Raw genomic sequence first — 12,714 nt, 5'->3', positions numbered from 1 at the left:
AAAGCCCGAAATTACTACTTTTGAAACTCACACAGAACCCTTTTATATTGAAACTAGTATTCGCCACCCACAACGATCACAAATTAAAGGAAGTACAGCAACTTTTGCCTGACCATATAGAATTGTTGTCGTTAAAGGACATCAATTGTTTGGAGGAAATCCCTGAAACGGGCGATACTTTGGAGGAAAACGCCCAAATAAAGGCGGATTATGTGACCCAAACCTTTGGTTTGGACTGTTTTTCCGATGATACCGGATTGTTGGTCAACGCATTGAACGGAGCACCGGGTGTGTATTCCGCACGCTACGCTGGGGAGCAAAAAAATGCTTTGGACAATATGGAAAAGTTGTTGTCCGAATTAAAAGGTGACACTGATCGCTCGGCGCACTTTAAAACCGTGGTCCATCTCAACCTTAAAGGAGAGAGTTATACGTTTGATGGCATTGTAGAAGGACAAATTACCTCGGAAAAGCACGGAAAGGGCGGTTTTGGCTACGACCCCATTTTTAAGCCCAATGGATACGACCACACCTTTGGGGAGTTGACTTCCGCTGTCAAAAATGCCATAAGCCACCGGGGGCGGGCGATTGAAAAATTGGTGGAATTTTTAAAAAAGAGGACGTAGTAGCTTGCACCGATCAAAATAAGTGTACCTTTGCCGCTTTATTAACGCCGCCGGTATGGGCAAGGTGTTGCGATGGGCTTGAACGGGTTATATACAAAATCGCTCTATGCAACACAACATATTTGCGATTTAAGGTATAAACACCGTTATGACAAAGTTTGAAAACTTGGGGTTAAACCAACCCCTATTGGATGCTATTTCCGATCTTGGATTTGAATCCCCCTCTGAAGTACAAGAAAAATCAATCCCAGTTTTATTGGAGCAAGACACCGATTTGGTGGCCCTGGCACAAACAGGAACTGGAAAAACCGCTGCTTTTGGATTTCCGATGATCCAAAAGATCCAAGCAGAAAGCAGAACTACGCAGGGATTGATACTATCGCCTACTCGTGAGCTATGCTTGCAGATCACCAACGAATTAAAGCTCTACTCCAAATACATCAAAGGACTGAATGTGGTTGCCATTTATGGTGGTGCCAGCATTACAGAACAGGCCAAACAAATTAAGAGAGGTGCGCAAATCGTTGTGGCCACTCCCGGCCGTATGAAGGATATGATCGGCCGAAACATGGTCGATATCTCCAAAATCGATTACTGTGTGCTTGATGAGGCCGATGAAATGCTGAACATGGGCTTTTATGAAGACATCAAGGACATCTTATCGAACACCCCAAAGGAAAAGCTTACATGGCTATTTTCGGCAACCATGCCCAAAGAAGTGGCTACGATTGCCAAAAAGTTCATGCACCAGCCGGTAGAAATTACCGTTGGTTCCAAAAATGCAGGCGCCTCTACCGTACAGCATGAATATTATGTAGTGGGTGGGCGCGACCGTTATGCGGCCCTAAAACGTTTGGCAGATGCCAATCCGGGCATCTTCTCCGTGGTTTTTTGTAGAACCAAAAGAGATACCCAGCGAGTGGCCGAAAAATTGATCGAAGATGGTTACAATGCCGGAGCTTTGCATGGCGATTTGAGCCAAAACCAACGCGATTTGGTAATGAACTCTTTTCGGAAAAAGCAAGTGCAAATGTTGGTGGCCACCGATGTTGCTGCCCGAGGTATCGATGTGGATGATGTGACACACGTGATCAACTATCAATTACCTGATGAGATCGAAACCTATACGCACCGTAGCGGACGTACAGGTCGTGCCGGCAAATCCGGTATTTCCATGGTCATCATTACCCGTTCTGAGCTTCGGAAAATAAAGGCTATCGAGAAAAAAATACAGCAAGACTTCGTCGCCAAAAAGATTCCTGATGGAATTGAAATCTGCGAAATCCAGCTTTATCATTTGGCGAACAAAATCAAGGAAACCAAAATAAACAAAGAGATCGATAGCTACTTACCTGCCATCAACGATGTTCTGGAAGGTATTGATCGTGATGAGCTCATCAAAAAAATTGTTTCCGTAGAGTTTACCCAGTTTTACAACTATTACAGTAAAACCAAGGACCTCAACAGCCAAGATTCCGGTAGGGATGGAGGCAGTGACAAGGGAGATATTCCATCGGAAGGCTCCGTGCGTTACTTTATCAATGTTGGGGAACGCGATGGCTACGACTGGATGAGCTTGAAAGATTTTCTCCGTGATACCTTAAACGTAGAAAAAGAGGACATCTTCAATGTGGATACCAAAGATTCCTTTTCATTCTTTAATTCGGATGCCCAACTTACAGAGTTGATTCTTCAAACCTTTACTGAGTTTAAGATAGACGGCCGTTTTATCAATGTAGAGGTCTCCATAAGCCCAGGCGGAGGCGGTGGCAAAGGCGGTAAAAAGCGTCGTGGCCGAAAAGGAGGCAGTGGTGGCCACAGAAAGGGAGGCAACAAGTCTTTTAAAGGAGGGAAAAAAGGAGGATACAGCAAAAAAGGAGGCAAGAAAAGACAAGGCTTTTATTAGTTAATTCTATATTAAAAGGTAGGTCGCTGCTGTTTATTTTCCTTTGTTTAGTATTTTTATCATTCCATAAATTGCATGAAAAGAGTACTACTTATACTATGTTCCCTAATCCCGCTGCTCGGTCTATCACAAGTTGAAGGCGATGCCGCCCAAGAAATCCAAGAGTTTACCGCGACGGTGATCAATGCCCAAACGGAATTTCCCTTGGAAAGCGTGCACGTCGTGAACCTGAACCAAGTTAAGGGTACCATCACCAATCCCGATGGAAAATTTACCATTCCCGCAGCGGTAAATGATACCCTGTATTTCTCATATTTGGGTTTTAAGACACAAAAGGTAAGGGTGACCAACGATATGTTGCGCTTTGGCAATACGGAAATCGCCCTCACCGAGTTGGCTTACGCCTTGGAAGAGGTGGTGGTGAGACCCTATCAGCTAACAGGATATTTGGAAATTGATGTAAAGAATCTTCCGGTGAACAATGCCTATCAATACAGCATCTCGGGACTAAATGCTAGCTATGAGGCTGGAAACAAGAGCCCCAGTGCCGTAACCAAGGTATTGGGGGCCATCCTGAACCCGGCTGACCTGTTGCGGAACCTTTTTGGCAAAAAACCACGCCAGATGCGCAAGCTGCGGCAAATAAAAGAAGATGACAATATCAGGGACCTATTGGCCTCTAAATTTGATCGGGAAACACTGACCGAACTTTTGCAACTTGAAAAAGTGGACATCGAGGACATCCTCAACAATTGCAACTATTCCAAATCCTTTATCAAAACGGCAAACGACCTTCAAATTTTGGATGCCATTTCCAGCTGCTACGAAGAGTACAAAGTGCTGAACCGAAACCAATAACCGATTACGTTATCAACCGATTGGGCAAGTCTAAGGACGGCGTAAATAAATTTTCTAATTACGCTTGCATTTTATAGCTTTAGACAAAATCCCATTTCATGAAAAAACTGCTTGTTGTTTTGTTTTCTATACCCCTTTTTATTGGCTGCAAGAAAGTTAAAAAAGACCCTGAAGTCGCAACACAGGTAGTTGAACAGGAAACCCCTAAAAAAGAGGTGCCTTTTGTCTGGGAAGGAGCGAATGTTTATTTCCTGCTCACGGACCGCTTCAACAATGGCAATCCAAACAATGACATAAATTTTGATCGCACCGAGGAAACCGGTGTTTTACGTGGTTTTGAAGGTGGTGACATCCAAGGTATCACACAAAAAATCAAGGAAGGTTACTTTACCGATTTGGGCATCAATGCCATTTGGTTCACTCCGATAGTGGAACAAATCCATGGTGCAACGGACGAAGGAACTGGAAAAACTTATGGCTATCACGGTTATTGGGCCAAGGATTGGACGTCCATAGACCCTAACTTCGGGACCAAAAAGGATTTGGAAGAGCTGGTAAAAACAGCGCACGACAACGGTATCCGCATCTTGTTGGATGTAGTGCTTAACCATACTGGTCCCGTTACGGAAAAAGACCCTGTATGGCCAGATGATTGGGTGCGTACCGGTCCAACATGCGAGTTTACTACCTACGACAATACAACAGCCTGTACCTTAGTTGACAACTTACCCGACATCCTAACCGAATCCGACGAGGCGGTGGAACTGCCCGATGCCCTTTTGGCCAAATGGAAACAGGAAGGACGACTGAGCAAAGAACTCGACGAACTGCAACTCTTTTTTGAACGTACAGGATATCCAAGGGCACCACGCTATTACATTATCAAATGGCTTACGGATTACATCAATGATTTAGGGGTGGACGGTTTCCGCGTGGACACCGTAAAGCACGTCAATGAAAACGCTTGGTCCGACCTGCACAAAGAAGCTACTTATGCCTTTGAAATGTGGAAGAAGAAGCACCCAAATCAAATTTTGGACGACAACCCGTTTTACATGGTAGGTGAAGTATACAACTACGGAATTTCGGGCGGACGGGAGTTTGATTTTGGGGATAAAAAGGTAGATTTCTTTGATTATGGTTTTAAAAGCCTTATCAATTTTGAACTGAAAACCGATGCGGACAAAAGCTATGAGACGATTTTTTCAAAATACAACAAACTGCTCCAGACCAAATTAAAGGACAAAAGCGTACTCAACTACCTCACTTCACATGATGATGGCGCTCCTTATGACAAAGAGCGGAAAAAACCCTATCGCGCAGCCAATGTGCTCCTCTTGACCCCTGGGGCCTCGCAAGTGTATTACGGAGACGAAACCTCCCGCAGTTTAGTTATTGAAGGAACCGTAGGAGATGCCACATTGCGGTCGTTCATGAACTGGGAAGATTTGGACAGTCTTCCTGAGGTACAAAAAGTGCACAAACACTGGCAAAAGTTGGGACAATTTAGGGCCAACCATCCAGCGATTGGAGCGGGAAAACATAAGCGTTTGGCCAAATCACCATATGTTTTCTCCAGAACATACGTCAGTGGAGATTACCGGGACAAAGTGGTAGTAGGATTGGATTTACCTAAAGGTAAAAAATCGCTTTGGATCAAAGGTTTTTTCGGTGATGGCACAGTCCTGTACGACACCTATTCCGAAACAGAGGTTACTGTCGCCAATGGAAAGGTGCTATTGGACAACGATTATGATATTGCCCTATTGGAATTAGTGGAGTAGTTCCGTTACTGTCTGGAGTGCAAAGCAATCCGGTTGCCCTCCGTATCCAAAAACACGGCCATAAAACCGATTTCAGGGCTTATCTGGGTCTTGGACTGCACAATTTTTCCTCCGTTGGACTCGATTCGGTCCAATTCGTTCTGCACATCCAAGCTATTAAAATAGACCAGAACTCCTTGACTATCACTGGGCTTATACCAATCTTTATTTTGGATCAGTGAACCCGCAGCTCCGGGTTTGTCCATATCCGATGGAAACCAGCCCATTTTGGTGCCACCAAAATCCTGCAGTTCGATCTTCACTTGAAAAACCGTTTCGTAAAATGTTTTGGCCCGTTCCATATCCGTTACGGGAATCTCGAACCAGCCTACCATATTTCGTGTCATAATTATTGGTTTTCTAGAATTTCCTTCAAACTTGTAAGTCCCTCTTCAAAATCTCTTCCTACCATTTTATCCATGCTCATAAAAAGCATCATAATGCTCATGGGAAATTTATTTTTCCGGAAAAGCCCCACATTACCTGAGTTGTATCGGCATCCACCGTTTTGGTCTCCATATAGGCGTCGGAGGTAGATTTAAAAGGCTTGAGAAACCGAAGCTCGGATTCGATACGTTCACCATCCACTATTCGGGTTAACTCCTGCTCTCCTTCCCCAACATCCTTGTTGCCTTTCCAACTGCTAACAGCGCCTACTTCGCCATCGGTACCTACAAAGCTTTTTACCATGTTAGGGTCTCGCTTGCCCCAAGGCGACCATTCATCCTGATTTTTGAGAGATTTGAGATAGTGGAAAACAACACTCTTGGGACGGTTGACCTCTATAGATCGTGAAACATTATAGCTCTTGGGCGCAATGACCGCCAACAAAATTATAAGGGCCAATATGGCCGCAAGGATATAAAGTACTATCATGCCTGTAATTCATTGGTTGTCAACTAAAAGTACAAAAAAATCAGTCAGATAAGTACCTTTTGATTATTCCTTCAACATGCTTGATGGATTTTCTGGTCCACTCCAGGCGTTTCTCTAGTATTTCTTCCTCCGTTAAACGCCAGTCGAGGTCGGAATCCCGGACTTTTTGCGCCAATTGCTGAATGATAATAGCCGCCGAAACAGAAACGTTGAGACTTTCCGAAAAACCGACCATTGGTATTTTAAGGAAACCATCGGCCTGCCGCATTACAGTTTCGGAAAGACCCTCTTTTTCAGTACCGAAGAATATGGCTGATTTTTTTTCTGGAAAAAAATCGGGCAGCATACATGAATCATTATGGGGCGTTGTTGCAATAATCCGATACCCTTTATCCTTCAAACGGGAGATGCAATCTGCGGTGCTACGGTACCGATGCACGTCCACCCATTGCTCCGCGCCCACAGCGATGTTCTTGTCCAATCGTTTCCCAAATCGCTGTTCGATAACATGAAGCTCCTGTACCCCGAACACATCGCAACTACGCAATATAGCACTGGTATTGTGCAACTGATAAACGTCCTCGACGGCCACTGTGATATGTTTGGTCCTTTTTTGGAGCACGCTCAAAAATCGCTGTTTTCGCTCTGCTGTAAGGTAGGTCTCCAAGTATGTCAACAAATTATGGTCAATCATATAACCAAGATAAAAAAATGGTTTTTTTTAATGTACATTCGCTTGATGGAAAACCATACGCATGGAGCTTTTCAATCAAATTTCCTTTTTGGGATACAAGTTTATTCCTTGACTTTAGCCGCAACATCAACTCTTAAAAAATTATGGTTTTCTTTTTGAGGAAAACTCCCTATCTTTTTAAAGAACAAGGTTCCATATTTTGTGACATATGAAAACAAGTGTACTTCAAAAATCAATGCGGATCATCTTGGGAGGTTTAATGGTGCTGGCAGGTATTGGCCATCTGACCTTTCAAAGGGAAGAATTTCAGGCACAGGTTCCACGATGGCTACCCAGCAGTCCCGAATTCATGGATTTTTTGGTCGTTGCTTCGGGCGTAGTGGAGATTGGTCTTGGCTTGGCCATGATTTTTCTTTGGAAACACCAAATTAAAGTGGGAATCGTATTGGCCATTTTTTATGTACTCATATTTCCTGGAAACATTTCCCAATATACCAATGGAATCGATGCCTTTGGGCTGGACACGGACAGGAAAAGGTTCATTCGGTTGTTCTTTCAACCCGTATTGATACTTTGGGCGCTATGGTCTACAGGAGCATTAAAACATTTGATGAACAAATCAAAAGAATAATATGAACGCATCTTTTTATGATTTTGAAGCCAATAGCCTAAATGGCGAAAAAATAGCCATGGAGCAATTTAAGGGCAAGACCATTCTCGTCGTTAACACCGCAAGTGCATGTGGATTGACCCCACAATACAAAGGCTTGGAGAAATTGTACCAAAAGTACAAGGATAAAGGATTGGTGGTTTTGGGCTTTCCCTGCAACCAATTTGGCAATCAAGAAAGTGGGTCCGCAGAGGAAATACAAGAGTTTTGCCAGCTCAACTATGGCGTTAGTTTTCCTATGTTCGAAAAAATCAAGGTGAATGGCAGAAACGCACATCCCATTTTTAAGTTTTTAAAGTCCAAACTGGGCGGCGGTATTTTTGGCAGCAAGATCAAATGGAACTTCACCAAATTCTTGATCAATAACAAAGGGGTTCCTAAAAAGCGATTCGGTCCAACCACCATACCCAAGGATTTGGAAAAGGACATCGAAAAATTGTTATGACCATTAATAGGCTGCTTTAAAAAATAAATTGAAGCATATGTCCAAACCGAAAATTGTAGTGCTCACGGGAGCAGGGATGAGTGCCGAAAGCGGGTTGAAAACCTTTAGGGACGAAAATGGACTTTGGGAAGGTCACGATGTGATGGAAGTGGCTTCGCCCCAAGGGTTTGCCCGAAACCCTCAATTGGTGCTGGAATTTTACAACCAGCGCAGAAAGCAACTATTGGAGGTGGCCCCGAACCCCGGACACATTGCTTTGGCCCAACTGGAACAAGCTTTTGATGTGAGCATTGTGACGCAAAATGTGGACAATCTGCACGAACAGGCCGGAAGTTCCCATGTGATTCATTTGCACGGAGAATTGTTGAAAGTTCGCAGTACCATGGATGAAAACCATGTGCTGGATTGGGAAACAGATCTCGTTTTGGGAGATACTGACCCGAATGGACATCAATTACGGCCCCATATCGTTTGGTTTGGTGAAATGGTGCCGATGTTGGAAATCGCAGCCCAAATAACCCATCAGGCAGAAATATTGATTATCGTGGGCACATCCATGCAGGTGTATCCCGCCGCAAGTCTGATTCATTACGCGCCAGGTCAAATTCCTATCTATTTCATTGACCCTCGCCCGAACATCCGTTCCTCAGATTTTGAAAATCTTACAGTGATTCCCAAAACCGCGGCCCAAGGCGTTCCAGATTTAGTAGAGGAACTTCTTAATAATTGGCTCTAGCATCTTTTGCCCAAGACACCAAGGCGTTGATCTGCTCTTGGGTAAGTTTAGCATCCCCGTGGGTCCAAGTGTATTCCTTTAAGGGCATTTCGCCCTCTTTTACCTCCTCGATAAGTTCTTCCAATTTATGGTCCTTCTTTTTGGCATCATAATTCTCCCAATCAGAAAAGTTCAAATGTTTCTTCCCATCCTCAATATGGTCCGCCAACCAATACGAAACAGGGGCGATGTTGTTGTACCAAGGATACTCGGTATTGGCACTATGGCAATCATAACAAGCGGTTTTCAAAATGGCTTTAACCTCTGGCGTAGGGTTGGTCTCAGTTTCAAAAGCGGCTACATAATCACCTGTTGCCACATTTTTTTCAGGACGGTAAAACTGCATACCAACAAGCACCACCAAAAGTACTATTGCGATTTTTTTTGCTATTTTCATTGGATAAGTATTTTGGTAAATATATTGAATTTTCATGACCGCGAAACAGCTCCATCTCGCACTTTCTTCTGGTAGGGTCCCAAAAGCCCAAATTGATGTTTTGGTAGGGCAACTGGAGAAAGAGCCAGCATTGGCCGAAGCACTTTTCCAATACGTTTTGCAAGAAGACAAAGAAGGTACCTTTAATGCAAGCTGGACTTTTGACCATTTGATGCGAAAACAGCTTCACTATCTGCTGCCCTTTATGGAAACCTTTACCGATAGGCTTTCGCAACTACAATCAGAATCCTGTATTCGGCCCATAGCCCACGTTTGTGAAATGGTATGCGAAGCCTACTTCAAGAAAAAAGACCCTGCCTTTGTAAAAAAGGTTACCAACGACCAGTTGGAAAAAATAATGACAGCCTGCTTTGATTGGCTCATCGGACCCATGAACATTGCGCCCAAGGTATTCGCCATGAGCAGCTTGTATTACCTAGGTTTCAAATTTGATTGGGTGCACCCCGAGTTGAAACAGGTTCTGGAGGACAATTACCCTATCGGGACCAGTGGTTACCGAAACAGAGCCAAAAAAACTCTGGATAAGTTGGCCCAATTGGGCGTCTAAACTGTAGACTTTAAGTATCTTTGGAGCTTTCAAAATTTTCTGGAACATGTCGTTGACCCAACTAAATGCCATTTCACCCATTGACGGTAGGTATCGAAACAAGACCAAGGCCCTTAAAGACTATTTTTCGGAAGAGGCCCTGATTAAATACAGGGTTCTTGTTGAAATTGAATATTTTATAGCGCTTTGCGAGATTCCCTTGCCCCAGTTGGCAGATTTTGACAAAGGACTATTCCCTGAGCTACAGAAGATTTATCAAGATTTCACCACCGAAGATGCGCAAATCATCAAGGATATTGAAAAAACTACCAATCACGATGTAAAGGCGGTGGAATACTTTATCAAACAAAAGTTTGATGAACTCAACCTTCAAAAATATAAGGAATTCATCCATTTTGGATTGACATCCCAGGACATCAACAATACCGCCATTCCACTTTCTATCAAGGAAGCCATTAACGATGTATATGTGCCATCTTACATGGAGGTTTTTGAAAAATTGAAGGAATTGGCAAAGGAATGGGAAAACATCCCCATGTTGGCACGAACGCATGGGCAACCGGCCTCCCCGACGCGATTGGGGAAAGAAATTGATGTTTTTGTGGAACGCTTTAAAGAGCAGTTCAATCTATTGAACGACATTCCAAGTGCCGCAAAGTTTGGCGGAGCAACGGGAAATTACAACGCCCATAAAGTAGCCTACCCAAACAACGATTGGAGGACTTTTGGAAAGCAGTTTGTGCAGGAGAAATTAGGTTTGCACCACTCCTTCCCTACTACCCAAATTGAGCATTACGACCACATGGCCGCTTTGTTCGATTGCCTAAAGCGCATCAATACCATTTTGATTGACTTGGACCGCGATATGTGGACCTACATCTCTATGGATTACTTTAAGCAAAAAATCAAAAAAGGGGAAGTGGGCTCATCGGCCATGCCGCACAAGGTAAACCCTATCGATTTTGAGAATTCCGAAGGAAATTTGGGCTTGGCCAATGCGGTTTTTGAGCATTTGTCCGCCAAACTGCCTATTTCCCGATTGCAGCGAGACCTTACGGACAGCACCGTTCTGAGGAACGTAGGTGTGCCTTTTGCACACACCTTGGTTGGATTTCAATCCACTTTAAAGGGGTTGAACAAATTGGTCTTGAACCCCACTAAATTTGAACAGGATTTGGAGGATAACTGGGCCGTGGTGGCAGAGGCCATCCAAACCATCTTACGCAGGGAAGGCTATCCCAATCCTTATGAAGCGCTCAAAGGGTTAACGCGTACGAATGCCAAAATCAACCAGAAATCCATTGCAGATTTCATTGAAACCTTGGAGGTGTCGGATGGTATTAAGGCGGAGTTGAAACAAATCACCCCAGCAAGTTATACCGGGGTTTAGGCTTGTTATTGACGGAGGCCAATACAAAAAATTGATGGCTTAAACCATCACTAAAAGGAAAGAAGTTTTCTATTCCTTTTTCTCGATGTTGACCCTATGCGGATATGGTATTTCGATGCCGGCTTCATCCAAGGCCAGTTTACTGTTTTCGTAAGTATCAAAGTACACATCCCAGTAATCATCCGGCTCACAAAAGGGACGGACGGCAAAATTCACGGAACTATCCGCCAGCTCCAGTACATTTACGGAGGGAGCTGGGTCTTTCAAAACCTTGGGATTGGAAGTAAGCACCTTCATCAACACCTCCTTGGTTTTTTTGATATCCTCCCCATAACCGACCCCGATTACGGTGTCTACCCGAACTTTGCCTTCGGCAGTGTAGTTGATGATGTTCCCATTGGCCATGGCTCCGTTGGGCACAATGGCCAATCTGCTTTGGGGCGTTACCAATTTAGTGGTAAAGATTTCAATGCCCTTTACCTTTCCCAAAACACCTTGGGCCTCGATAAGATCACCAATTTTGTATGGCTTAAAAATCATAATAAGTACCCCACCAGCAAAATTGGAGAGTGACCCCTGCAAGGCCAATCCTACGGCCAAACCTGCAGCAGCGATAACTGCGGCAAAGGTAGTGACGTCGACCCCTAAACGGGAAATCACAATAATGATCAAAAATATTTTGAGTGCCCAAGCGAAAAGATTCAGCAAAAACTTTTGGAGGGATTCATCGTATTTGCTTTTGGACATTACTGAGCGGGTCCCTTTGATGATTTTCTTTACCACCCACATCCCCAAGATATAGATGATGAGGGCTGTTAGTAATTTGGGACCAAATTCCTTACTAAGTTCAATACCGTAATCGAACCATTCCTGCGCTTTTTCCATAAGGTTGAATTTTTGTTAGTGTGCTTGTTATGAGACACTAAGATACTAAACCAAGTCACAGTTTAAGGAATGGAGTTTCATTGAACATAAAAAAAGGGCGACAAAAGTCGCCCAGATTTGATGCATATAATGATTGGTCTTAGCCTTTTAAAAAGTCTCCAATTTCGCCAAGGCCTTCACCTTTGTAGTCGGATTTTTGAATGGCCTGCATTAATTGGATAATGTGGGCGGGGTTCATGTCCTTGCCCAGTACACGTACCAGGGCAAATCCCTTATCTTCGCTATCCCCATAAATAATGACTTCATCGATGGCGTCTTCGTCGCCCAAATATTTGATCACGCCCTTTCCATATTTGGAATTGATTTTCATCAGCTCTACAAAATCGTCGCCTTTAAGGATTTCGCGTACTTTCTTCTTCTCGATTTCATATTCTGCTGCGTTGTCAGCATTCTTTTTGAAGGCCAGCAGGTTGAACTTACGCAGGGATTCGATGGCCTCCTTTTGGGTCGGGTTCAAATCCTCTTCATTCAATTTTAGGATGCTTGCGGGTACGTCAATGGACAAAAAGTTGGGGTTCTCCGAATTGTCCACGTAATATTCTTGCAGGCTAGGCTGCGAAGCACAGGAAGCCAGAAGCACTGCTCCGGCCAATACTAGTGTTTTTACAATATGTTTCATCTGTTTCATTTTTTGATTGATAGAATACCTTAAAATTGGTTGACAGTAATGAGTTGTTGTTTCTTGTGTTTTGTTACAAGTCG

Annotated in this window: 15 protein-coding genes; 9 read left to right on the top strand and 6 right to left on the bottom strand. The window is 43.8% G+C overall.

Features of this window, described 5'->3' with window-relative positions; all coding sequences use genetic code 11:
- Positions 1–47: 47 nt before the first annotated feature.
- The 4 genes from EO130_RS11430 to EO130_RS11415 all read left to right on the top strand — a co-directional run bounded on the left by EO130_RS11430 (position 48) and on the right by EO130_RS11415 (position 5,174).
- On the top strand, positions 48–626 hold the full coding sequence (locus tag EO130_RS11430; protein WP_127141639.1) for a non-canonical purine NTP diphosphatase: 579 nt from the start codon (positions 48–50) through the stop codon (positions 624–626).
- Positions 627–774: 148 nt separating this feature from the next.
- On the top strand, positions 775–2,532 hold the full coding sequence (locus EO130_RS11425; protein ID WP_127141638.1) for a DEAD/DEAH box helicase: 1,758 nt from the start codon (positions 775–777) through the stop codon (positions 2,530–2,532).
- 75 nt (positions 2,533–2,607) lie between these two features.
- On the top strand, positions 2,608–3,390 hold the full coding sequence (locus EO130_RS11420) for a carboxypeptidase-like regulatory domain-containing protein (protein WP_127141637.1): 783 nt from the start codon (positions 2,608–2,610) through the stop codon (positions 3,388–3,390).
- 98 nt (positions 3,391–3,488) lie between these two features.
- Positions 3,489–5,174, top strand: coding sequence for an alpha-amylase family glycosyl hydrolase (locus EO130_RS11415; protein ID WP_127141636.1), 1,686 nt, complete (start codon positions 3,489–3,491; stop codon positions 5,172–5,174).
- A gap of 5 nt (positions 5,175–5,179) precedes the next feature.
- On the opposite strand, the gene EO130_RS11410 is transcribed toward EO130_RS11415, so the two are convergent.
- From EO130_RS11410 to EO130_RS11400, 3 genes are all read right to left on the bottom strand, one after another.
- Positions 5,180–5,560: a VOC family protein gene (locus EO130_RS11410; protein WP_241244345.1), complete on the bottom strand. Its 381-nt coding sequence runs from the start codon at positions 5,558–5,560 to the stop codon at positions 5,180–5,182.
- A 97-nt stretch (positions 5,561–5,657) separates the two neighbouring features.
- Entirely contained in the window at positions 5,658–6,089 is a 432-nt protein-coding gene (locus EO130_RS11405) for an SRPBCC family protein (protein ID WP_313781406.1), read from the bottom strand.
- Between the two features lie 40 nt (positions 6,090–6,129).
- Positions 6,130–6,783: a TrmH family RNA methyltransferase gene (locus EO130_RS11400; protein WP_127141635.1), complete on the bottom strand. Its 654-nt coding sequence runs from the start codon at positions 6,781–6,783 to the stop codon at positions 6,130–6,132.
- A gap of 208 nt (positions 6,784–6,991) precedes the next feature.
- On the opposite strand from EO130_RS11400, the gene EO130_RS11395 reads away from it, so the two are divergent.
- Genes EO130_RS11395 through EO130_RS11385 form a run of 3 tightly spaced genes read left to right on the top strand, consistent with a single transcriptional unit; the run spans position 6,992 to position 8,634 of the window.
- A complete protein-coding gene (locus EO130_RS11395) occupies positions 6,992–7,414 on the top strand; it encodes a DoxX family protein (protein ID WP_127141634.1) in 423 nt (140 codons plus the stop codon).
- Position 7,415: 1 nt separating this feature from the next.
- Positions 7,416–7,898 carry a glutathione peroxidase gene (locus EO130_RS11390; RefSeq protein WP_127141633.1) on the top strand — a complete coding sequence of 161 codons (483 nt, stop codon included), beginning with the start codon at positions 7,416–7,418 and terminating at the stop codon, positions 7,896–7,898.
- Between the two features lie 37 nt (positions 7,899–7,935).
- Positions 7,936–8,634 (top strand): SIR2 family NAD-dependent protein deacylase, encoded by a 699-nt coding sequence (locus EO130_RS11385; RefSeq protein ID WP_127141632.1) that lies wholly within the window; start codon positions 7,936–7,938, stop codon positions 8,632–8,634.
- On the opposite strand, the gene EO130_RS11380 is transcribed toward EO130_RS11385, so the two are convergent.
- Positions 8,618–9,070 carry a heme-binding domain-containing protein gene (locus EO130_RS11380; RefSeq protein ID WP_127141631.1) on the bottom strand — a complete coding sequence of 151 codons (453 nt, stop codon included), beginning with the start codon at positions 9,068–9,070 and terminating at the stop codon, positions 8,618–8,620. The genes EO130_RS11385 and EO130_RS11380 overlap by 17 nt on opposite strands.
- A 34-nt stretch (positions 9,071–9,104) precedes the next feature.
- Between EO130_RS11380 and EO130_RS11375 the strand changes: the two genes are divergently transcribed.
- Entirely contained in the window at positions 9,105–9,677 is a 573-nt protein-coding gene (locus tag EO130_RS11375; RefSeq protein ID WP_127141630.1) for a hypothetical protein, read from the top strand.
- 46 nt (positions 9,678–9,723) lie between these two features.
- Positions 9,724–11,067 carry an adenylosuccinate lyase gene (purB, locus tag EO130_RS11370; protein WP_127141629.1) on the top strand — a complete coding sequence of 448 codons (1,344 nt, stop codon included), beginning with the start codon at positions 9,724–9,726 and terminating at the stop codon, positions 11,065–11,067.
- 69 nt (positions 11,068–11,136) lie between these two features.
- Here purB and EO130_RS11365 read toward each other — a convergent pair whose 3' ends face one another.
- Both EO130_RS11365 and EO130_RS11360 read right to left on the bottom strand, forming a co-directional pair.
- Positions 11,137–11,952 (bottom strand): mechanosensitive ion channel family protein, encoded by an 816-nt coding sequence (locus tag EO130_RS11365; RefSeq protein WP_127141628.1) that lies wholly within the window; start codon positions 11,950–11,952, stop codon positions 11,137–11,139.
- A gap of 139 nt (positions 11,953–12,091) precedes the next feature.
- On the bottom strand, positions 12,092–12,631 hold the full coding sequence (locus tag EO130_RS11360; RefSeq protein ID WP_127141627.1) for a DUF4252 domain-containing protein: 540 nt from the start codon (positions 12,629–12,631) through the stop codon (positions 12,092–12,094).
- Positions 12,632–12,714: the final 83 nt, after the last annotated feature.

It is taken from the genome of Flagellimonas marinaquae, from assembly GCF_003992675.1.
GTDB lineage: Bacteria > Bacteroidota > Bacteroidia > Flavobacteriales > Flavobacteriaceae > Flagellimonas > Flagellimonas marinaquae.
The sequence above is the reverse complement of the archived record's forward strand: the minus strand, read 5'-3'. Positions and strand labels throughout refer to the sequence as shown.

Excerpts from the sequence above, each read along its gene's own strand:
- EO130_RS11425 (WP_127141638.1), top strand. The coding sequence starts at position 775 with ATGACAAAGTTTGAAAACTTGGGGTTAAACCAACCCCTATTGGATGCT.
- EO130_RS11420 (WP_127141637.1), top strand. The coding sequence starts at position 2,608 with ATGAAAAGAGTACTACTTATACTATGTTCCCTAATCCCGCTGCTCGGT.
- EO130_RS11415 (WP_127141636.1), top strand. The coding sequence starts at position 3,489 with ATGAAAAAACTGCTTGTTGTTTTGTTTTCTATACCCCTTTTTATTGGC.
- EO130_RS11410 (WP_241244345.1), bottom strand. The coding sequence starts at position 5,560 with ATGACACGAAATATGGTAGGCTGGTTCGAGATTCCCGTAACGGATATG.
- EO130_RS11405 (WP_313781406.1), bottom strand. The coding sequence starts at position 6,089 with ATGATAGTACTTTATATCCTTGCGGCCATATTGGCCCTTATAATTTTG.
- EO130_RS11400 (WP_127141635.1), bottom strand. The coding sequence starts at position 6,783 with ATGATTGACCATAATTTGTTGACATACTTGGAGACCTACCTTACAGCA.
- EO130_RS11395 (WP_127141634.1), top strand. The coding sequence starts at position 6,992 with ATGAAAACAAGTGTACTTCAAAAATCAATGCGGATCATCTTGGGAGGT.
- EO130_RS11390 (WP_127141633.1), top strand. The coding sequence starts at position 7,416 with ATGAACGCATCTTTTTATGATTTTGAAGCCAATAGCCTAAATGGCGAA.
- EO130_RS11385 (WP_127141632.1), top strand. The coding sequence starts at position 7,936 with ATGTCCAAACCGAAAATTGTAGTGCTCACGGGAGCAGGGATGAGTGCC.
- EO130_RS11380 (WP_127141631.1), bottom strand. The coding sequence starts at position 9,070 with ATGAAAATAGCAAAAAAAATCGCAATAGTACTTTTGGTGGTGCTTGTT.
- EO130_RS11375 (WP_127141630.1), top strand. The coding sequence starts at position 9,105 with ATGACCGCGAAACAGCTCCATCTCGCACTTTCTTCTGGTAGGGTCCCA.
- purB (WP_127141629.1), top strand. The coding sequence starts at position 9,724 with ATGTCGTTGACCCAACTAAATGCCATTTCACCCATTGACGGTAGGTAT.
- EO130_RS11365 (WP_127141628.1), bottom strand. The coding sequence starts at position 11,952 with ATGGAAAAAGCGCAGGAATGGTTCGATTACGGTATTGAACTTAGTAAG.
- EO130_RS11360 (WP_127141627.1), bottom strand. The coding sequence starts at position 12,631 with ATGAAACATATTGTAAAAACACTAGTATTGGCCGGAGCAGTGCTTCTG.